This window comes from Microbacterium sp. Soil_N32 (assembly GCF_057655505.1).
The window spans coordinates 118,411-138,867 of record NZ_JBDGME010000019.1 but is presented as its reverse complement, the minus strand read 5'-3'; the positions used below and the strand labels follow the sequence as shown (position 1 = coordinate 138,867).

20 protein-coding genes and 2 tRNA genes are annotated in these 20,457 nt (G+C 69.0%); 4 read left to right on the top strand and 18 right to left on the bottom strand.

The features are described from left to right. Positions 1-60: 60 nt before the first annotated feature. A complete protein-coding gene (gene valS / locus AC3A3J_RS08710) occupies positions 61-2,676 on the top strand; it encodes a valine--tRNA ligase (RefSeq protein ID WP_487671904.1) in 2,616 nt (871 codons plus the stop codon). Then, a complete protein-coding gene (locus AC3A3J_RS08705; protein ID WP_487671903.1) occupies positions 2,676-2,891 on the top strand; it encodes a hypothetical protein in 216 nt (71 codons plus the stop codon). The genes valS and AC3A3J_RS08705 overlap by 1 nt, the downstream gene beginning before the upstream one ends. A gap of 62 nt (positions 2,892-2,953) precedes the next feature. On the opposite strand, the gene clpX is transcribed toward AC3A3J_RS08705, so the two are convergent. The 10 genes from clpX to AC3A3J_RS08655 all read right to left on the bottom strand — a co-directional run bounded on the left by clpX (position 2,954) and on the right by AC3A3J_RS08655 (position 12,338). Continuing rightward, positions 2,954-4,222: an ATP-dependent Clp protease ATP-binding subunit ClpX gene (clpX, locus tag AC3A3J_RS08700; RefSeq protein ID WP_487671902.1), complete on the bottom strand. Its 1,269-nt coding sequence runs from the start codon at positions 4,220-4,222 to the stop codon at positions 2,954-2,956. A 155-nt stretch (positions 4,223-4,377) separates the two neighbouring features. Beyond that, positions 4,378-5,229, bottom strand: coding sequence for an aldehyde dehydrogenase family protein (locus AC3A3J_RS08695; RefSeq protein ID WP_487671901.1), 852 nt, complete (start codon positions 5,227-5,229; stop codon positions 4,378-4,380). After that, positions 5,226-6,668 (bottom strand): aldehyde dehydrogenase family protein, encoded by a 1,443-nt coding sequence (locus AC3A3J_RS08690; protein WP_487671900.1) that lies wholly within the window; start codon positions 6,666-6,668, stop codon positions 5,226-5,228. Before AC3A3J_RS08690 ends, AC3A3J_RS08695 begins: the two co-directional genes overlap by 4 nt. Positions 6,669-6,682: 14 nt before the next feature. Beyond that, positions 6,683-7,684: a deoxyribose-phosphate aldolase gene (deoC, locus tag AC3A3J_RS08685; protein WP_314647964.1), complete on the bottom strand. Its 1,002-nt coding sequence runs from the start codon at positions 7,682-7,684 to the stop codon at positions 6,683-6,685. Continuing rightward, the gene (locus AC3A3J_RS08680) at positions 7,681-8,616 is read right to left on the bottom strand and encodes a sugar-binding transcriptional regulator (protein ID WP_487671899.1); all 936 of its coding nucleotides are present in this window, start codon (positions 8,614-8,616) and stop codon (positions 7,681-7,683) included. The genes deoC and AC3A3J_RS08680 overlap by 4 nt, the downstream gene beginning before the upstream one ends. A gap of 152 nt (positions 8,617-8,768) precedes the next feature. Continuing rightward, a complete protein-coding gene (locus AC3A3J_RS08675) occupies positions 8,769-9,410 on the bottom strand; it encodes an ATP-dependent Clp protease proteolytic subunit (protein ID WP_487671898.1) in 642 nt (213 codons plus the stop codon). Positions 9,411-9,430: 20 nt separating this feature from the next. Then, complete coding sequence (locus AC3A3J_RS08670; protein WP_487671897.1) at positions 9,431-10,021, bottom strand: ATP-dependent Clp protease proteolytic subunit; 591 nt, start codon at positions 10,019-10,021, stop codon at positions 9,431-9,433. 81 nt (positions 10,022-10,102) lie between these two features. Then, positions 10,103-10,597, bottom strand: a complete 495-nt coding sequence (locus AC3A3J_RS08665) for a tetratricopeptide repeat protein (RefSeq protein WP_487671896.1) — start codon at positions 10,595-10,597, stop codon at positions 10,103-10,105. Between the two features lie 80 nt (positions 10,598-10,677). Continuing rightward, positions 10,678-12,201 carry a trigger factor gene (gene tig, locus AC3A3J_RS08660; protein WP_487671895.1) on the bottom strand — a complete coding sequence of 508 codons (1,524 nt, stop codon included), beginning with the start codon at positions 12,199-12,201 and terminating at the stop codon, positions 10,678-10,680. A 63-nt stretch (positions 12,202-12,264) separates the two neighbouring features. Further along, a tRNA-Pro gene (locus AC3A3J_RS08655) sits at positions 12,265-12,338 on the bottom strand. A 107-nt stretch (positions 12,339-12,445) separates the two neighbouring features. Here AC3A3J_RS08655 and AC3A3J_RS08650 point away from each other — a divergent pair. Beyond that, positions 12,446-12,516 (top strand) — tRNA-Gly (locus AC3A3J_RS08650). A 93-nt stretch (positions 12,517-12,609) separates the two neighbouring features. Beyond that, positions 12,610-13,833, top strand: a complete 1,224-nt coding sequence (locus AC3A3J_RS08645) for a hypothetical protein (RefSeq protein ID WP_487671894.1) — start codon at positions 12,610-12,612, stop codon at positions 13,831-13,833. A gap of 68 nt (positions 13,834-13,901) precedes the next feature. Here the strand turns inward: AC3A3J_RS08645 and AC3A3J_RS08640 are convergent, their stop codons facing one another. The 8 genes from AC3A3J_RS08640 to rapZ form a co-directional block, all read right to left on the bottom strand. Beyond that, positions 13,902-14,255, bottom strand: a complete 354-nt coding sequence (locus AC3A3J_RS08640; RefSeq protein WP_487671893.1) for an RNA polymerase-binding protein RbpA — start codon at positions 14,253-14,255, stop codon at positions 13,902-13,904. Next, the gene (secG, locus tag AC3A3J_RS08635; RefSeq protein ID WP_487671892.1) at positions 14,255-14,503 is read right to left on the bottom strand and encodes a preprotein translocase subunit SecG; all 249 of its coding nucleotides are present in this window, start codon (positions 14,501-14,503) and stop codon (positions 14,255-14,257) included. The genes AC3A3J_RS08640 and secG overlap by 1 nt, the downstream gene beginning before the upstream one ends. Positions 14,504-14,585: 82 nt before the next feature. Further along, positions 14,586-15,377, bottom strand: coding sequence for a triose-phosphate isomerase (gene tpiA / locus AC3A3J_RS08630; protein ID WP_487671891.1), 792 nt, complete (start codon positions 15,375-15,377; stop codon positions 14,586-14,588). Continuing rightward, a complete protein-coding gene (locus tag AC3A3J_RS08625) occupies positions 15,368-16,582 on the bottom strand; it encodes a phosphoglycerate kinase (RefSeq protein ID WP_487671890.1) in 1,215 nt (404 codons plus the stop codon). Before AC3A3J_RS08625 ends, tpiA begins: the two co-directional genes overlap by 10 nt. A gap of 10 nt (positions 16,583-16,592) precedes the next feature. Next, on the bottom strand, positions 16,593-17,597 hold the full coding sequence (gap, locus tag AC3A3J_RS08620) for a type I glyceraldehyde-3-phosphate dehydrogenase (RefSeq protein WP_487671889.1): 1,005 nt from the start codon (positions 17,595-17,597) through the stop codon (positions 16,593-16,595). A gap of 103 nt (positions 17,598-17,700) precedes the next feature. Beyond that, on the bottom strand, positions 17,701-18,327 hold the full coding sequence (locus AC3A3J_RS08615) for a superoxide dismutase (RefSeq protein WP_487671888.1): 627 nt from the start codon (positions 18,325-18,327) through the stop codon (positions 17,701-17,703). A 185-nt stretch (positions 18,328-18,512) separates the two neighbouring features. Beyond that, complete coding sequence (gene whiA / locus AC3A3J_RS08610) at positions 18,513-19,490, bottom strand: DNA-binding protein WhiA (protein ID WP_487671887.1); 978 nt, start codon at positions 19,488-19,490, stop codon at positions 18,513-18,515. A gap of 67 nt (positions 19,491-19,557) precedes the next feature. Beyond that, positions 19,558-20,430 (bottom strand): RNase adapter RapZ, encoded by an 873-nt coding sequence (rapZ, locus tag AC3A3J_RS08605; RefSeq protein ID WP_487671886.1) that lies wholly within the window; start codon positions 20,428-20,430, stop codon positions 19,558-19,560. Positions 20,431-20,457 lie beyond the last annotated feature (27 nt).

Below are 20,457 nucleotides of genomic sequence, written 5' to 3'. Positions count from 1 at the left end.
GCGCACACCCACACTCAGGCACGCTCACACAGTGCCGCATACATCGCTCGAGGAGACCTCATGTCCGTGTCAGACACGTCGCAGAACCCGATTCCCGACAAGCCCGCACTCGAAGGCCTCGAAGCGAAGTGGGACGCCGCCTGGGCGGAACAGGGCACCTACCTGTTCGACCGTCTGCGTGCCGCGCAGGCCGGACGCGAGGGCGTCTACTCGATCGACACCCCTCCGCCGACGGCATCCGGCAGCCTGCACATCGGGCACGTCTTCTCGTACACGCACACCGACGTCAAGGCGCGGTTCGAGCGCATGCGCGGCAAGACCGTCTTCTACCCGATGGGCTGGGACGACAACGGGCTCCCGACCGAGCGTCGCGTGCAGAACTACTACGGCGTCCGGTGCGACCCGTCTCTCCCGTACGAGGCCGACTTCACGCCCCCGTTCGAGGGCGGCGACAACAAGTCGAGCCGCGCGGCCGACCAGAAGCCCATCAGTCGTCGCAACTTCATCGAACTCTGCGAACGGCTCACCATCGAGGACGAGAAGCAGTTCGAGGCTCTGTTCCGCCAGCTCGGGCTGAGCGTCGACTGGACGCAGACCTATCGCACGATCTCCGACGACACGATCCGGCAGAGCCAGCTCGCCTTCCTGCGCAACCTCGAGCGCGGCGAGGCGTACCAGGCTCTCGCGCCGACGCTGTGGGACATCGACTTCCGCTCGGCCATCGCGCAGGCCGAGCTCGAGGACCGCGACCAGCAGGCCGCGTACCACACCATCGAGTTCCCCTTCGCGGACGGCTCGGGCTCGATCGCCATCGACACCACCCGCCCCGAGCTGCTGCCCGCGTGCATCGCGATCGTCACCCACCCCGAGGGCCCTCACAAGCACCTCATCGGCACGAAGGTGCGCACGCCCTTCTTCGGCGCCGAGATCGAGATCCACGGGCACCACCTCGCGCAGCCCGACAAGGGCACCGGCGCGGCGATGGTCTGCACCTTCGGTGACGTGACCGACATCATCTGGTGGCGCGAGCTGCGCACGAGCGACGGCGAGTCGCTGCCGAACATGACGACGATCGGCCTCGACGGCCGATTCCTGCCGGAGGCTCCGACGACGGTCGCCGAAGGCGATGCCCGCGCCTGGTACGCCGCAGAGGTCGGCGGCAAGACCGTGTTCAGCGCCCGCAAGGCGATCGTCGAGAAGCTGCAGGAGACGGGCGACATGACGGCCGTCGGCAAGCCGTTCTCTCACGCCGTGAAGTTCTTCGAGAAGGGCGACCGGCCGCTCGAGATCGTGTCGACGCGCCAGTGGTACGTCCGCAACGGTGCGCGCGACGGCGAGCTGCGCGACCAGCTGCTCTCCCACGGCGCCGAGCTGAACTGGCATCCGGAGTTCATGCGCGTGCGCTACGAGAACTGGGTCGGCGGCCTGACCGGCGACTGGCTGGTCTCGCGACAGCGGTTCTTCGGCGTGCCGATCCCCCTCTGGTACGGCCTCGACGAGAACGGCGAGCGCGACTACGACCGCGTCATCGTGCCCGACGCCGCTTCGCTGCCCATCGACCCGACGACGGACGTGCCCCCGGGGTACACCGAAGAGCAGCGCGGCGCGGCCGGCGGCTTCGACGCGGAGGCCGACATCTTCGACACGTGGGCGACCTCGTCGCTCACCCCGCAGCTCGCGGGTGGCTGGCAGCGCGACGAGGAGCTGTGGAACCTCACGGCCCCCTTCGACCTGCGGCCCCAGGGGCAGGACATCATCCGGACCTGGCTCTTCTCGACCATGCTGCGCTCGGTCCTCGAAGACGGCCGCTCGCCGTGGCGCAACGCCGCGATCAGCGGCTTCATCGTGGACCCCGACCGCAAGAAGATGTCGAAGTCGAAGGGCAACGTCGTCACCCCGGCCGACATCCTCGACACGCACGGATCGGATGCCGTGCGCTACTGGTCCGCCTCGAGCCGTCTCGGAGCGGACGCCGCATTCGACCCGCAGAACCCGACCCAGGTCAAGATCGGCCGGCGCCTCGCGATCAAGGTGCTCAACGCCGCGAAGTTCGTGCTGTCGTTCCCCGTTCCCGAGGGCGCCCAGGTGACGCACGCGCTGGACGCGTCCATGCTCACCGCGCTCGACGGCGTCGTCGCCGAGGCGACCACCGCGTTCGAGAACTACGACCAGGCGCGCGCACTGGAGGTCACGGAGGCGTTCTTCTGGACCTTCTGCGACGACTACCTCGAGCTCGTCAAGGAGCGCGCCTACAACCAGAACGACGTGGGACAGGCATCCGCTGCCCTGGCGCTGCGCCTCGCCCTCTCGACCCTGCTCCGTCTGCTCGCGCCGGTGCTCTCGTTCGCCACCGAGGAGGCGTGGTCGTGGTTCGAGGAGGGCTCGATCCACACCGCTGTCTGGCCGGAGCCGCGGGGCATCGACGGCGACACCGCTGTGCTCGCCGCGGCCAGCGAGGCGCTCATCGGCATCCGCCGCGCGAAGACCGAGGCGAAGGCCTCGCAGAAGACGCCGGTGAGCCGTGCCGAGATCGTGGCGCCGACCGCGAAGCTCGACGCGCTGCGTGCCGCCGCGGACGATCTGCGCGCCGTCGGCCGCATCGCCGACCTGTCCTTCGTCGAGGGCGAGCAGTTCGCGGTCTCCGCGATCGAGCTGGCCCCGGTGGAGGCGCCGTGATGCAGCTGGGCACGCGCTGGGCCACCGGCACCGAAGCTCCGGCGTCGGTCCCCGCCGCCCTCCGCCCGGCGATCGCCGAGGTGGAGGGGCGCGGGCTGACCGGCCACTGGACCCTCACCTGGCTCGAGGGGCGCGCGATCGCCGAGCTCGACGCCGGGTGGGAGGTTCTTCAGACCCGGACCGGCGAGGTCGTCGCCCGTCCCTTCGAGGACTGACACCGAGAACGCAGAGGCCCCGGCATCGTCGATGTCGGGGCCTCTGCGTGCGGGGAGGGAACTCAGGCGCTCTTGCGCTTGCGCTCCATGACGATGGTGGGCGGGGCGCCCTCATCGACGGACGCGCGGGTGACGATGACCTTCGCGACGTCTTCGGCCGACGGGATCTCGAACATGATCGGACCGAGCACGTCCTCGAGGATCGCGCGGAGACCGCGGGCACCGGTCTTCCGCTCGACTGCGAGGTCGGCGATCGAACGCAGCGCGTCGTCATCGAACTCCAGCTCCACACCGTCGAGCTGGAACATGCGCTGATACTGCTTCACCAGGGCGTTGCGCGGCCCGGTGAGGATGTCGATGAGCGCCTCCTGGTCGAGCGGCGAGACCGAGGCGATCACGGGAAGACGACCGATGAACTCGGGGATGAGACCGAACTTGTGCAGATCGTCCGGCAGCACCTCGCTGAAGAGGTCGATGTCCTTGCCCTTGTCGTGCAGAGGCGCACCGAATCCGATGCCGTGCTTGCCGACCCGGGCCGACACGATGTCCTCGAGTCCGGCGAACGCGCCGGCGACGATGAACAGCACGTTCGTCGTGTCGATCTGCAGGAACTCCTGGTGCGGATGCTTGCGGCCGCCCTGCGGCGGGACCGAGGCGACCGTGCCCTCGAGGATCTTGAGCAGGGCCTGCTGGACGCCCTCTCCCGACACGTCGCGGGTGATCGACGGATTCTCGGCCTTGCGCGCGACCTTGTCGATCTCGTCGATGTAGATGATGCCCTGCTCGGCGCGCTTCACGTCGTAGTCCGCAGCCTGGATGAGCTTGAGCAGGATGTTCTCGACGTCTTCGCCCACGTACCCGGCCTCGGTCAGCGCGGTGGCATCGGCGACGGCGAACGGCACGTTGAGCCGCTTGGCCAGGGTCTGCGCGAGGTAGGTCTTGCCGCAACCGGTCGGCCCGATGAGCATGATGTTGCTCTTCGCGATCTCGATCTCGTCCGCCTTCTGCTCGGCGGGCTGCAGCGTGCCGTGGGCGCGGACGCGCTTGTAGTGGTTGTAGACCGCGACGGCGAGGGCCTTCTTCGCGGGCTCCTGCCCGACGACGTACTCCTCGAGGAACGAGAAGATCTCTCGCGGCTTGGGCAGATCGAACTCCGCGACGCCCTCGGCGGACGACTCGGCCATCCGCTCCTCGATGATCTCGTTGCAGAGCTCGACGCACTCGTCGCAGATGTATACGCCGGGGCCGGCGATGAGCTGCTGCACCTGCTTCTGGCTCTTTCCGCAGAACGAGCACTTGAACAGGTCAGCGCTTTCACCGATACGGGCCATGCGCGTCCTCCTAGTGGGGAGATCAGAGATCGTCCTCCGAGCCTAACCTCTGCATCCGACAGCGGGACGCATTGGCGGCCGTCCGTGTCACGCCGCACGGCCGAAGGGCCGGCCCGCGCAGTGCGGCGGGCCGGCCCTCCTGGCGGATGCGGAGATCAGACCATGCTCTTCGTGTGCCAGACGGTCTTGACCTCGGTGAACGCGGCGATGCGCTCGGGCGATGCGACGACCGCGCCGGGCGACAGCACCCGCTTGAGGGTGTCGGCGGCGGCGATCTGCAGGTCGACCCAGTCGAGCGCACCGGCACCCGCGAGGTCGAGAGCGTTCACGTCCTGGTGGGATGCGAGCCACGGCGCGATCTCGGCCGGCGACCCGGTCAGCACGTTCACCACGCCGCCGGGCACGTCGCTCGTGGCGAGCACCTCGGCGAGGCTGATGGCCGACAGGGGGTACCGCTCGCTCGCCACGACCACGACCGCGTTGCCCGCGACGAGCGCGGGGGCGACGACGGAGACCAGCCCCAGCAGCGACGAGTCCTGCGGGGCGACGATCGCGACGACACCCGTCGGCTCGGGCACCGTGATGTTGAAGTAGGGTCCCGCCACCGGGTTCGCGTTTCCGGCCACCTGCGCGTACTTATCACACCAGCCGGCATACCAGACCCACAGATCGATCGCTTCGTCGACCTGCGCCGCGGCGGCCCGATCCGACAGGCCCTCCTGCGCCATGATCTCGTCGATGAACTGCGCGCGGCGCCCCTCGAGCACCTCGGCGACGCGATAGAGCACCTGCCCTCGGTTGTAGGCGGTCGCCCCCGACCACCCCTTCACCGCGGCGCGAGCGGCGACGACCGCATCCCTCGCGTCCTTGCGCGACGCCTTCGCGGCGTTCGCCAGGAACCCGCCCTTTGGCGAGACCACCTCGTAGGTGCGCCCCGATTCGCTCCGGGGGAACGCGCCGCCGATGGCGAGCTTGTAGGTCTTCGGCACGGTCAGACGCTTGCTCATGCTGACGCTCCCTTCAGGTAGGCGGTGAGACCCTGACGGCCGCCCTCACGGCCGTATCCGGACTCCTTGTATCCGCCGAACGGGCTCGACGGGTCGAAGCGGTTGAACGTGTTCGCCCATACCACTCCGGCGCGCAGCCGGTCGGCCACGGCGAGGATGCGCGACCCCTTGTCGGACCAGATGCCCGCCGAGAGGCCGTAGGGGGTGTTGTTGGCCTTGGCGATCGCCTCGGCCGGGGTACGGAAGGTCAGGACCGACAGCACCGGGCCGAACACCTCGTCGCGGGCGATGCGGTGCGAGGCCTCGACGCCGGTGAAGATGGTCGGGGCGAACCAGAAGCCCTTCTCGGGGATGGCGCAGTCGGCGGTCCACCGCTCGGCACCCTCGGCCTCGCCGATGTCGCTGAGCTCGCGGATGCGGGCCAGCTGCGCAGCCGAGTTGATGGCGCCGATATCGGTGTTCTTGTCGAGCGGGTCGCCGAGGCGCAGCGTCGTGAGCCGCGACTTCAGCCGATCGATGACCTCGTCGTGGATCGATTCCTGCACGAGCAGCCGGCTGCCGGCGCAGCACACGTGCCCCTGATTGAAGAAGATGCCGTTCACGATGCCCTCGACGGCCTGGTCGATCGGCGCGTCGTCGAAGACGATGTTCGCGGCCTTGCCGCCGAGTTCGAGCGTCAGCTTCTTGTCGGTCCCCGCGACCGCTCGTGCGATGTCGCGGCCCACGCCGGTCGACCCGGTGAAGGCGACCTTGTCGACGTCGGGGTGGCGGACGAGCGCGGCGCCGGTCGCGCCGGCACCGGTGACGATGTTGACGACACCCGCCGGCAGATCGGCCTGCTGCAGGATCTCCGCGAAGATCAGCGCCGTGAGCGGTGTCGTCTCGGCGGGCTTCAGCACCACGGTGTTGCCGGCGGCGAGGGCCGGGGCGACCTTCCACGCCAGCATGAGCAGCGGGAAGTTCCACGGAATGACCTGGCCCGCGACCCCGAGCGACTGCGGGTTCGCGCCGAGGCCCGCGTGGTCGAGCTTGTCGGCCCACCCCGCGTAGTAGAAGAACCAGGCGGCGACCAGCGGCACGTCGACATCGCGGCTCTCCTTGATGGGCTTGCCGTTGTCGAGGCTCTCGGCGACCGCGAGCTCGCGGGCGCGCTCCTGCACGAGCCGCGCGATGCGGAAGAGGTACTTCCCGCGATCGCGACCGCTCATGCGCGACCAGGTCTTCTCATAGGCCCGTCGCGCGGCGGCGACGGCACGGTCGACGTCCGCCTCCGACGCGCTCGCGATCTCGGCGATGCGCTGCTCCGTGGCCGGCGAGATGGTGGTGAAGCCGTCGCCAGAGCCGTCGACGAACTGACCGTCGATGAACAGGCCGTAGCTGTCCTTGAGGTTCAGCAGCGCCGTGGATTCCGGCGCGGGAGCGTATTCCAGAAATGACATGTGCGTTCTTCCCGTCAGTCGATCGTGACGTAGTCGGAGCCGGAGTAGTGGCCGGTGGTGAGCTTCTGCCGCTGCAGGAGCACGTCGTTGAGCAGGCTCGATGCGCCGAAGCGGAACAGGTGCGGCTGCAGCCACTCCTCCCCCACGGTCTCGGCGACGGTGACGAGGTACTTGATCGCGTCCTTCGAGGAGCGGATGCCGCCGGCGGGCTTCACGCCGATGCGCTGCCCGGTGCCTCGGTGCCAGTCGCGCACCGTCTCGAGCATGAGCAGCGTCGTCGGCAGGGTGGCTGCGGGCTGCACCTTGCCCGTCGACGTCTTGATGAAGTCGCCGCCCGCGAGGATGCCGAGCCACGACGCGCGCTTGATGTTGTCGTAGGTGTTGAGCTCGCCGGTCTCGAGGATCACCTTGAGCGAGGCGTACGTCCCGTCCTCACGGCGGCACGCCTCCTTGACCTGGGCGATCTGGTCGAAGACGAGCCCGTACCGACCCGACAGGAACGCCCCGCGGTCGATGACCATGTCGATCTCGTCCGCCCCCGCGGCGACCGCCTCCGCCGTGTCGGCGAGCTTGATCGCGAGCGATGAACGACCGCTGGGGAAGGCCGTCGCCACCGCGGCCACCGAGATGAGCCCGTCGTCGGGGTCGCCGTGCTGAGCGCCCAGCGCGTCGACGGCGTCCGCGACCATGTCGCCGTACACGCAGACAGCGGCGACCTTCGGGGTGCTCGGGTCGGCGGCATCCGGGTTCTTCGCCTTGGCGACCAGCGAGCGCACCTTGCCGGGAGTGTCGGCGCCCTCCAGCGTGGTCAGGTCGATCAGGCGGATGATCGTGTCGAGGGCCCAGGCTTTGGACGTGGTCTTGATCGACCGCGTGCCCAAGCCGGCGGCGCGCTGTTCGAGCCCGACGGCATCGACGCCCGGCAGTCCGTGCAGGAAGCGGCGGAGCGTCGCGTCGTCGGGGTCTCCGCCGAGCACGTCCACCGCCGTCCGGCGAGCGAGTTCTTTGGTCGTCATCGTTCCTCCAACAATGCTCGTGCTGTGGTCTCATCGGTCACCACGACCCCGCAGAGGCCATTGGCCACCACGGTGCGGGCGACGTCGTGCTTGGCGGCGCCGGCGGTGACGAAGATCGCGCGCGGGGCGCCGCGCAGTCGGTCGAGGTCGACCCCGACCGTGCGTTCGTCGAGCTGCGCGTCGACGATGTTCCCCTCGGCGTCGACGTAGCGGCCGAGCACATCGCCGACCGCGCCTCGACGGGCGAGCTCCTCGACGTCGGCGGCGCTCAGATAGCCGTTCTCGACGTGGGCGGACGTGGCGTCGCAGGGGCCGGCGGTGAACAGGAAGGCCTGCGCATCGGCCGCCTGTTCGAGAACGGCGGCCACGGTGCGGTCCGCCTCGATCGCGCGCTTCGTCTCGACACGTTCGAGGATCGCCGGGCTCGGCAGGAGCGACACCTGGCCGTTGCCGCGCTGCGCGATGGTCACCGCGAGACCGGCGGCACCGCCGGAGCGGCGGTTCAGGCTCACGCCGCCGTTGAGCTGCACCACCGAGACGCCGTGCGCCCAGTCCACGGGCAGGGCCTCGGCGACCGCGCGGAGCGTGCGACCCCAGCTCACACCGAGCGTGCGCGGAACCGGCCGGAGCGCGGCGAGGAAGTCGGCGGCGGCCTGCGCCACGCGCTCGAGAGTGCCGTCGTCGCCGTCCGGCGAGGGCACGACCACGGCGTCGGAGAGGCCGAAGCGTTCGACGAGCTCGCGCTCGAGTCCCAGGCGTCGGGCCCGCGGGTGCACGATCTCGATGCGGACGATGCCGCGTTCCCGCGCCTGGGTGAGCAGACGCCCGACCTTCCAGCGCGAGATCTTGAGGAGACCGCCGATCTCGTCCTGCGTCTTGTCCTCGTCGTAGTACAGCTCGGCGACCCGGACCATCAGCAGTTCGTCTTCCACGGCATCCTCCTCTCCTCCCCCAGGGTACGGTGTCAGCCGCTTCGGCGCACATGAGTGCTCATATGAGCAGATTCTCGGATGCTGTCGCACATCTGGTGGAGACGACGACGGGGCGCCGGTCCGAAGACCGACGCCCCGTTCGTGGCGCAGACTCAGGCGCGCTTGCGCGTGGTGAGCACCTGGTCGACGATGCCGTACTCGAGAGCCTGGGTGGCCGAGAGGATGTTGTCGCGATCGATGTCGCGGTTCACCTCTTCGACCGACTTCTTGGTGTGACCGGCGAGGGTCTCCTCGAGCCAGGTGCGCATGCGGAGGATCTCCGCCGCCTGGATCTCGATGTCCGACGCCTGACCATGACCGGCCTCGCCCATCGCGGGCTGGTGGATCAGCACGCGGGCGTTCGGCAGCGCCAGGCGCTTTCCGGGGGCACCGGCTGCCAGCAGCACCGCCGCAGCGGAGGCCGCCTGACCGAGAACGACGGTCTGGATCTGCGGCGCGACGTACTGCATCGTGTCGTAGATCGCCGTCATCGCGGTGAACGAGCCGCCGGGCGAGTTGATGTACATGGTGATGTCGCGCTCGGAGTCCTGGCTCTCGAGCACCAGCAGCTGCGCCATGACGTCGTCGGCTGACGCGTCGTCGACCTGGACGCCGAGGAAGATGACCCGGTCTTCGAACAGCTTGTTGTACGGGTCCTGGCGCTTGAAGCCGTATGCGGTGCGCTCTTCGAACTGCGGGAGCACGTAGCGGCTGGAGGGCAGGTTACCGGCGGACTGGAACGTGGGTGTGTACATGCGTTGTCTCCTCGAATCCGTCACTCGGCGCCCGTGCCGCCGCCACCGGTCACGTCGGTGGCGTGCTCGCGGATGTGGTCGACGAAGCCGTACTCGAGCGCCTCCTCGGCGGTGAACCAGCGGTCGCGGTCGCCGTCGGCGTTGATCTGCTCGACGCTCTTGCCCGTCTGACCGGCGGTGATCTCAGCGAGACGGCTCTTCATCGACAGGATCAGCTGAGCCTGCGTCTGGATGTCGCTCGCGGTTCCGCCGAAGCCGCCGTGCGGCTGGTGGAGCAGCACGCGCGCGTTCGGGGTGATGTAACGCTTGCCCTTGGTGCCGCTCGTGAGGAGCAGCTGGCCCATCGAGGCGGCCATGCCGATGCCGACGGTCACGATGTCGTTCGGGACGAACTGCATCGTGTCGTAGATCGCCATACCTGCGGTGATCGATCCACCGGGCGAGTTGATGTAGAGGTAGATGTCCTTTTCCGAGTCCTCTGCGGCGAGAAGAAGGATCTTCGCGCAGATCTCGTTGGCGTTCTCGTCACGCACCTCCGAGCCCAGCCAGATGATGCGATCTTTGAGCAGCCTGTCGAAGACGCTCGTCGCGACAAGGGGTTCTGCAGCCATGTCAGCTCCTGTTTCCGTGTTTCGGTGATTCGAATCTACCGGCGCGGACGGAACCCTCCGCCCGTGTTCGCCGTCGGCATATCAGGTGTCGCGGTCGGCGATCTCGAGCGCGTAGGCGGTCATCGAGCGGTGATAGCGCGGCAGGTGCGGCACGAGAGCGAGGAGCGCGACGGACAGGCCCGCCGCGGGCCGCCCGGCGCTGGCCAGCACGAGGGCGCGCACGGTCGCGATGGCGTCGCTGTAGCGCCCGCCCGGCGCACGATCCTGTTCGTCGTCCAGCACCTCGAGCGCCGCGGAGTACTCCCCGAGGTTGCGCAGCGAACTCGCCAGCTGCACCACGCACTGCGGGCGATGCTCGTCGTCGAGACCGAGCGCGAGAGCGCGTCGATACAGGGCGACCGCCTCGGCCGGGAGGCCGGCGGAGTCGCGGGCCCCGGCGCGCTCGAACTCCGCCCGCCCGTCGTCCGTCCCGCGCTCGGCCGCCAGGGCGTCGATGCGCGCGATGGTCTCGGCGCCGACCTCCTCACCGGAGGCATCCGCCCAGACCTCGTCGATCCGTTCTTCCCAGCTCTTCATCCTCGTCCTTCGGTCGGTACGGAAAGGGGCGGATGCCGCAGCATCCGCCCCTCCACACGATCACGTGCTGACCGCGATGATCACTCCGCCGTGTCGGCATCCTTCTTGGCCGGAGCCTTCTTGGCGGCCGGCTTCTTGGCGGCCGGCTTCTTGGCCGGAGCCTTCTTGGCAGCCGGCTTCTCGTCAGCGGGCTTCTCGGCGTCCGCCTTCTCGGCGTCGTCCTTCTTGGCCGCTGCCTTCTTGGCCGGGGCCTTCTTCGCGGCCGGCTTCTTGGCGGGCTTCTCCTCGGCCGCAGCCTCGGACTCGGCGCCCTGCTCGGCCTCGTCGTCGGTCACGATGAAGTCGGACAGATCGACGGCCTTGCCGTTGGTGTCGACGACCTTCACCTTGCCGAGCGCGATGGCGAGCGCCTTGTTGCGTGCGACCTCGCCGACGAGGGCGGGCAGCTGGTTCGACGACTGCAGCGCCTCGACGAACTCCTGCGGCGCCATTCCGTACTGCGCGGCGGCCTGGACGAGGTACTGGCTCAGCTCCTCCTGCGACACCTGCACGTCGGCCTGCTCGGCGATCGTGTCGAGCAGCACCTGCGTGCGGAACTGCTTCTCGCTCGCCTCGGTCACCTCGGCGCGGTGCACCTCGTCCTCGAGACGGCCCTCGCCCTCGAGGTGGTTGTGCACCTCGTCCTCGATGAGCTGCGGCGGCACGGGGATCTCGATCTGCTCGAGCAGCGTCTCGACGAGCTTGTCGCGCGCCGCGGAGCCCTGCGTGAAGACGCCCTGCTGTGCGACGCGCTCGGCGAGGCTGGCCCGCAGCTCGGCGATCGTGTCGAACTCGCTGGCGATCTGCGCGAAGTCGTCGTCCGCCTCGGGGAGCTCGCGCTCCTTGACGGCCTTGACCGACACCGACACCTCGGCCTCAGAGCCGGCGTGGTCGCCGCCGACCAGCTTCGAGCGGAACGTGGTGTCCTCACCGGCCGTCAGCGACTCGATGGCGTCGTCGATGCCCTCGAGCAGCTCGCCGGAGCCGACCTCGTAGGAGACGCCCTCGGCGCGGTCGATCTCCGCGCCGTCGATGGTGGCGACGAGGTCGAGCTCGACGAAGTCGCCCTTCGCAGCGGGACGGTCGACGGGCACCAGGGTGCCGAAGCGGGCGCGCATGTTCTCGAGCTCGGCGTCGAGCGCCGCGTCGTCGGCCTCGACCGCGTCGACGGTCACGGTGATGCCGTCGTACGAGGGCAGCTCGATCTCGGGGCGGACGTCGACCTCGACGTCGACCAGCAGGTCGCCCGAGAAGTCCTTCTCGTTCGGCCACTGGGTGATCTCGGCCGACGGGCGGCCGACGATGCGCAGCTTGTGCTCGACCGTCGCGTCGCGGAAGAACTTGTCGAGGCCCTCGTTCACGGCGTGCTCGATCACGGCACCGCGGCCGATGCGCTGGTCGATGATCGGCGCGGGCACCTTGCCCTTGCGGAAGCCGGGGATCTGGACGTCCTGCGCGATGTGCTCGTACGCGTGCGCGATGCTGGGCTTGAGGTCGTCCGGGGTGACCGTGATGCTGAGCTTGACCCGGGTCGGGGTCAGCTTCTCGACGGTGCTGTTCGCCATGCTGGTGTGTTCTCCTTGTGATCTCCGCGGTGCACCCGCGGCTGCGAGACTTCGGGGGCCGTGTCGGGGCGACAGGAGTTGAACCTGCGACCTCCCGCTCCCAAAGCGGGCGCTCTACCAAACTGAGCTACGCCCCGGGGAATCCGCGCGCAGATTCGGCCCCCACGAGTCTAACGGACGGGAGCACACCCGATCGTCCGCTATGATCGATGAGTCCCCACCGGCGCCCTGCGCCCGGGAAAGCGGGGCTGTAGCTTAATGGTAAAGCCTTAGTCTTCCAAACTAATGACGCGGGTTCGATTCCCGTCAGCCCCTCTGCAGAAGGCCCTCATCGAAAGATGGGGGCCTTCGTCGTTCCCTCTCCTAGACTCGGGGAATATCGCACGATGGCAGGACGAGGGGAAGCCCGTGAGCGATGCGTTCCGATCCGAGAGCGGCCAGCCCCATCCGGCCGGCCCCGGCATCCACCTGCTCCCACCGCAGTTCGGCGGCGCGGCGCACGAGACCGCGCGGCGACGTCGCCGAGTGCCGCGCGGGCTGATCATCGGCGCCACGGCGGCCGTGCTCGTCGGGGGTGCCTTCGCCGCCGTGCAGACGAGCGCCAACCTGCGGTACGACGACACCGCCGCCGCCTACACCGCGGCACGCGAGGATGCGCAGAGCGCCCTCGCCGACCTCGAGGCCGCCGATGCGCAGCTCGCCGCCACCGCCGCCTCCGCCGATGCGCTCCTCGCGGGGAACACCGGGGCGCTGATGGATGCCGTTCCGCTGGACGCGATCGACACGGCCGTCGCTGATGCGGGCGACGTGTCGACCACGACCGACGAGATCCTCGGCACCGAGTTGGCGGCCGTGCCCACGAAACCCGGATGGTTCTGGGAGCTCTTCGCGGGCGCAGACGATCTCGAGCAGGCGCAGTCGGACGCGACGGACGTCGAGGACGAGGCAGAGGCGCAGTCCGCCGCGGTCGAGACGTCGGATGCGCAGCTCTCGGATGCGGGTGTGGCGGTGATCAGCGGCGCGTCGGCGGCGGCGGCCGCCTTCGAGACCGCCCACATCTCCGCCCGGAACGACGACGTCATCGCCCTGCGCAACGCCGCATCCTCCACTGTCGCGCCGACCGCGTTGGACGACGACGCGGTGACCCGCTTCGCGCAGCTGCAGGCCGCGGCCGCGAAGGTCGTGGAATCGGAAGCCGCGGAGCTCGCCGAGAAGGACGGCCCCCTGCGCGCCGCGCGGCTCGAGATCGAGGCGTTCGCACGCTCGCTCGCGCCCGGCGTGCTGCTCGAGTTCGACTGGGCGCCGATCGTGAACGGTTACGGAGACCAGGGCAGCATGGGCGGTTACACGACGTGGTGGTGGGACGAGCCCGACCGCTCGGTCATGCTCCTGTCGAACTCGGTCGCCGAGCAGTGGCCCGCCGCTCGCAGCAAGGCGCTGGTGGCGCACGAGGTCGGTCACGCGATCAGCGTGAAGTGCGAGGACATGTACGACTCGTCCACACAGGACAGCATCGAGAAGTGGGCGACGGCGTGGGCGATCGGCATGGGGTTCACCGATGACGCGAACGGCGTGTGGGCCTACGGGTACCCGCCGCAGAGCTACATCGACGCCGCCTACGGATGCCGCTGATCCCCGGAGACACGACACGAAGAAGCCCCCGGTCTCCCGGGGGCTTCTTCGTGTCGTTCAGGCGCAAGTCACTGGCCGCGGCGCTCGCGCAGCTGGTTCAGCGCATCCTCGAGCAGCTGGACCGCCTCTTCGTCCGTCCGACGCTCCTTCACGTAGGCGAGGTGCGTCTTGTACGGCTCGGTCTTCGCGACCGCCGGCGGGTTCTCCTTGTCGCGGCCGGCGGGGAGGCCGGACTGCGGGTGATCGATGATCTCGGGTATCTCCTCTTCGGGCAGCCCGGCCGCGAAGTAGCGCACGGTCTCATTGCCGAGGCCGTCCCAGTAGGACACCGCGATGCGGTCGGCGTGGTAGCCGTGGTCCTGCTCGCCCATCGGGCCGGAGCCCACGCGCGTGCCGCGAATGGCGTTTCCACCGGTGGCCATCAGATCACCTCGAACTTCGTGATGAGGCCCAGCGCGACGATCGCGACGAACCAGGTCAGCGCCAGCACGACCGTGAAGCGGTTGAGGTTGCGCTCGGCGAGGCCGGACGAACCGACCGCCGAGGACATGCCTCCGCCGAACATGTCGGAGAGGCCGCCACCGCGACCCTTGTGCAAGAGGATGAGGAGGGTCAGCAGGACGCTGGTGATACCCAGCACGACCTGCAGGACGAACTCGAGAATTGCCACGAGGAAAGAGCCTTTCGCTGGGGCAGGACAGCCCCGGTAACGGTCAAGTATACGGTGCAGCGGGGCCGCAGCCCCGCCGCACTCACACTCCGACGTGCTTCTCGAAGCGGATGATCGCCGCGAACTCGTCGACGACCAGGCTCGCACCGCCCACGAGGGCGCCGTCGACGTCGGGCTCGCGCATGAAGCTGGCGATGTTCGCCGCCTTGACCGAACCGCCGTAGAGGATGCGCGTGCGCGCCGCCGCCTCGTCGCCCAGGGCCGTCGCCACGACCCCGCGAAGGGTCGCACAGACGTCCTGAGCCTGCTGGGGCGTCGCGGCCTGGCCCGAACCGATCGCCCAGACCGGCTCGTACGCCACGACGATGTCCGCCGCGGCGGGCACGTTCGCGAGCGCCTTCTCCAGCTGACCCACCGGCACGGCGCTGGCGCCGAACTCCTCGAGGTCTGCGGCCGTCTCGCCCACGCAGATGACCGGCACGAGACCGTGCTTCAGCGAGGCCTGCACCTTCGCCGCGACGATGTCGTCCGACTCCGCGTGATACTCGCGGCGCTCCGAGTGGCCGATGATGACGTACTTCGCGTCGAGCTTGGCGAGGAACGCACCGGACACCTCGCCGGTGTACGCACCGGAATCGTGCGCCGAGACATCCTGCGCACCGAGGGCGAACGGGATCTTGTCGGCGTCGATCAGCGTCTGCACGCTGCGGATGTCGGTGAAGGGCGGGAACACCGCGACCTCGACCGAGCCCTCCTCGTGCTTCGCATCCTTCAGGGTCCAGTGCAGCTTCTGCACGAAGGCGACCGCCTGCAGGTGGTCGAGGTTCATCTTCCAGTTGCCCGCGATGAGCGGGGTCCGGGTGTTCACTGCCATCCGAGCACCTCCAGGCCGGGTAGTTTCTTGCCCTCGAGGAACTCGAGGCTCGCGCCGCCACCGGTCGAGATGTGCCCGAACCGGTCGTCGGCGAATCCGAGCTGACGCACGGCCGCGGCGGAGTCTCCCCCACCGACGACGCTGAGGCCGTCGACCTCGGTCAACGCCTGCGCGACGGCCTTCGTGCCTGCCGCGAACGCCTCGAACTCGAACACGCCCATCGGCCCGTTCCAGAACACGGTGCGCGACGACCGGATGACCTCGGCGAACCGCGCCGCGGTCTGCGGCCCGATGTCGAGCCCGATGCCCGATCCACCGAAGGCGGTCGCGCCGATCGCGTCGGCCGCGGCGACCTCGTGGTCGGCATCCGCCGAGAACGACGACGCCACGACGACGTCGGTGGGCAGCACGAGCTCCACCCCGCGCTCCTCCGCCTCGCGCATGTAGCCGCGGACGGTGTCGAGCTGATCCTCCTCGAGCAGGCTGGAGGCCACGTCGTGCCCCTGCGCCTTGAGGAAGGTGAACAGCATCCCCCCGCCGACGAGGATGCGATCCACGCGCGGCAGCAGGTGCGAGATCACACCGAGCTTGTCGCTGACCTTCGAACCGCCGAGGACGACCGCGTAGGGGCGCTCGGGGTTCTCGGTCAGACGGTCGAGGACGTCGAGCTCGGCCGCGATCAACAGACCGGCGGCCGACGGCAGCAGCTCGGCGAGGTCGTAGACGCTCGCCTGCTTGCGATGCACGACGCCGAAGCCGTCCGAGACGAGCACGTCGCCCAGCGTCGCGAGCTCGCGGGCGAACGCCGCGCGGGTCTCGTCGTCCTTCGAGGTCTCCCCCGCGTTGAACCGCAGGTTCTCGACGACGACGACGTCGCCGTCTTCGAGGGCGGCGACGGCTTCCTGCGCCGACTCGCCGACGGTGTCGCGCGCGAACGCGACCGGCTTGCCGAGCAGCTCCGACAGCCGCTGGGCGACCGGGGCGAGGCTGTACTGGGGGTCGGGCGCGCCGTCGGGGCGGCCGAGGTGGGAGCACACCACCACGCGGGCGCCCGCGTTGATGAGTGCGTTGAGGGTCGGCAACGAGGCGCGTACACGACCATCGTCCGTTATGGCCCCGTCCCGCAGGGGGACATTGAGGTCACAACGGACGATGACGCGCTTGCCCTCGAGCGGACCCAACGAGTCCAGGGTGCGCAGAGTCATGGGCGCAGAGTCAGAGACGCTCGGCGACGTACTCGGTCAGGTCGACGAGACGGTTGGAGTAGCCCCACTCGTTGTCGTACCAGCTGGAGAGCTTGACCTGGTTGCCGATGACGCGCAGCAGACCGGCGTCGAAGATCGACGAGTGCGGGTCGGTCGTGATGTCGCTCGAGACGATCTCGTCCTCGGTGTACTTGAGGATTCCCTTGAGGGGGCCCTCGGCTGCAGCCTTGTACGCCGCCTTGATCTCGTCGATGGTCACCGGGTTCTTCGTGGTGATCGTGAGGTCGGTGATCGAGCCGGTGGGCACGGGCACGCGCAGCGCGAAGCCGTCGAGCTTGCCCTTGAGCTCCGGGAGGACCAGGCCGATCGCCTTCGCGGCACCGGTCGAGGTCGGGACGATGTTGATCGCGGCAGCACGGGCACGACGCAGGTCGCTGTGCGGGCCGTCCTGGAGGTTCTGGTCGGCCGTGTAGGCGTGGACCGTCGTCATCAGACCGGTCTCGATGCCGAAGGCGTCGTTGAAGACCTTGGCCAGGGGCGCGAGGCAGTTCGTCGTGCACGAGGCGTTCGAGATGATGTGGTCGGTCTCGGGGTTGTAGGTGTCCTCGTTCACGCCCATCACGATGGTCGCGTCGTCCCCCGTGGCGGGAGCCGAGATGAGGACCTTCTTCGCGCCGGCCTCGATGTGCTTCTTGGCGAGCTCGGCCTTGGTGAAGAAGCCGGTCGACTCGATGACGATGTCGACGCCCAGCTCGCCCCAGGGGAGGTTCGCGGGGTCGCGCTCGGCGAAAGCCTTGATGACGTTGCCGTTGACGGTGATGCTGTTCTCGTCGTAGGTGACGTCGGCGTCGAGGCGGCCCGTGATCGAGTCGTACTTCAGCAGGTGCGCCAGGGTCTTGTTGTCGGTGAGGTCGTTGACCGCGACGATTTCGATGTCCGCTCCCTGCGCGAGAGCCGCGCGGAAGTAGTTGCGTCCGATACGGCCGAAGCCGTTGATACCGATCTTGACAGACACTCAGGTCTCCTGATTTCTCGTGCGCGTGAGCGCGGTTTCTACTAGAGAAGCATGGACGACGGCGTCCCGACGGGCGTTGCGCCCGTCGGGACGCCCGTCTTGTTTACGACAGTACCAGCAGGCCCGAGGTCTTCTCGCGGGCCACTTCGAAGCGCTGGGCGACGTTCTCCCAGTTCGCGATGTTCCACGCGGCCTTGACGTAGTCGGCCTTGACGTTGAGGTAGTCGAGGTAGAAGGCGTGCTCCCACATGTCGAGCTGGAAGAGCGGCACCGTGCCCTGCGCGGTGTTCGCCTGCTGGTCGAAGAGCTGCTGGATGATGAGGCGGGCCCCGATCGGGTCCCAGCTCAGAACGGCCCAGCCGGACCCCTGGATGCCGGTCGCCGCAGCGGTGAAGTGCGCCTGGAACTTCTCGAACGAACCGAAGAACTCGTCGATCGCCGCGCGCAGCTCGCCCTCGGGCTGGCCGCCGCCGTTCGGCGAGAGGTTGGTCCAGAAGATGGAGTGGTTGACGTGACCGCCGAGGTTGAACGCGAGGTCCTTCTCGAGCTTGTTCACGTTGGCGAGGTTTCCGGTCTCGCGCGCCTCGGCGAGCTGCTCGAGCGCCGTGTTGGCACCGGTGACATAGGTCTGGTGGTGCTTGTCGTGGTGCAGTTCCATGATCTTGCCGCTGATGTGCGGCTCGAGGGCTGCGAAGTCGTACGGGAGGTCGGGGAGCGTGTAGGTCGCCATATCGCTTTCATCCAATCCGCGCCGCGCCGCGGCGCTTGCCGATCCTCCGCGCCACCGAAGTGCGGCGTGGAGCGGACGTCTCTCATCCTAGTGACGACAACGCCCGGCGGCCTCCGATCCTTCCGTCGGATGACGAAGAGAGCCGACCCCTTGACAGGGTCGGCTCTCGTGTGGGACCGATCGTCTCAGACGTCCAAACCGGCGGGGACCGCCGCTTCGGTGCCGGGCACGCCGTCGCTCTGGGCCTTCTTGTCGGCCATGGCGAGGAGGCGGCGGATGCGTCCGGCGACGGCGTCCTTCGTCATGGGCGGCTCCGCGTGGTGACCGAGTTCGTCGAGGCTGGCGTCGCGGTGCGCGAGACGGAGCTCGCCCGCGACCTTCAGGTGCGCCGGGACCTCGTCGCCGAGGATCTCGAGGGCGCGCTCGACGCGCGCGCAGGCGGCGACGGCGGCCTGCGCCGAGCGGCGGAGGTTCGCGTCGTCGAAGTTCACCAGCCGGTTCACGCCGGCCCGCACCTCGCGGCGCTGCCGCAATTCCTCCCAGGCGACGGCCGTACGGCGCGCACCCATTTCGTTGAGGATGCCGCGAATGGCCTCGCCCTCGCGCACGACGACGCGCGGCATGCCCCGCACTTCGCGCGCCTTCGCGGCGACACCGAGGCGATGGGCGGCGCCGACGAGCGCCATCGCCGCTTCGGACGTGGGGCAGACGACCTCGAGCATCGCGGAGCGGCCCGGCTCGCTCAGCGTGCCGGCGGCGAGGAAGGCGCCGCGCCAGAGGCCGGCGAGCTCGGAGCGGGAGCCGGTGGTGAGACGGTTCGGGAGGCCGCGAACGGGACGGCGACGCTGGTCGAGCAGTCCGGTCTGACGAGCGAGGGTCTCCCCCGATTCGATCACGCGGACCGCCCACCGCGCGCCGTCGTTGGCGGTGCTCGACTGCACCTGCGCGATCTCGGGGCGGACGCCGTAGATCTCGGCGAGATCGCGGGCGACGCGACGCGCGAGCGTTTCGGCGTCGACCTCGGCCTCGACAGCGACACGCCCGGCGATGGAGTGGAGCCCCCCGGCGAATCGGAGGATGGCGGTCACCTCGGAGACGCGCACCGTCGGGGGTGCGTTCCGAATGCTGACGAGCTCTGCTTTGACGTCGGTGGTGAGTGCCACGAGACTCCTTTTCCGTTCACGCGCCGGGTCGCGACGCAAACGTCCAGCTTACCGTCTGGTCGCTCTCCTACTCGCGCCCGAGGTCGCGGTGGCGCACGCTGACGGCGACGCCGGGGATCGCCGCGAGGCGCCGTGCCAGCTCCTCGGACATGGCCACGGAGCGGTGCTTCCCGCCCGTGCATCCGATGGCGATGGTCGAGTGGCTCTTGTTCTCGCGCTGGTAGCCCTCCAGCACGGGAACGAGCGCCGTCGCGTACGCCTCGAGGAAGTCGCCCGCTCCCTCGCGCGACAGCACGTAGTCGCGCACCGCCTCGTCCTGACCGGTGAGTCCGCGGAGCTCCTCGTTCCAAAACGGGTTGGGCAGGAACCGCATGTCCGCCACGAGGTCGACGTCGGTCGGCAGACCGTACTTGAACCCGAAACTGAGCAGTGTGACGCGGTGCCGCGCCTGCCCCTCGGCGGAGAACAGTTCCGAGACCTGCGTGGCGAGTTGGTGGATGTTCGAGCTGGAGGTGTCGATCACCATGTCGGCGGACTCGTGGATCGGCGCGAGGCGGGCCCGTTCCTTGCGAATGCCGTCGAGGAGCGTGCCGTCGCCCTGCAGTGGGTGCGGGCGTCGGACGGCCTCGAAGCGGCGCACGAGCACGTCGTCGGATGCCTCGAGGAACAGCACCCGCACCGATCCGCGGGAACGCAGCAGCCGCGCGACCTCGGGGAAGTCGTCGAACAGACTGCCACCTCGCACGTCGACCACGGCGGCGACCTTCGGCAGAGCATCGCCGCCCATGTCGGTCAGGTCGATCAGCGGTCGCAGGATCTGCGGGGGGAGGTTGTCGACCACGTACCAGCCGAGGTCCTCCAGGGCGTTCGCGACGGTCGTCCGCCCGGCACCGGACATTCCCGTGACGATGAGGAATTCGCCCTGCTCGGACTCGGTCATCGCAGCATGCTCCTTCTCGCGTGGAAC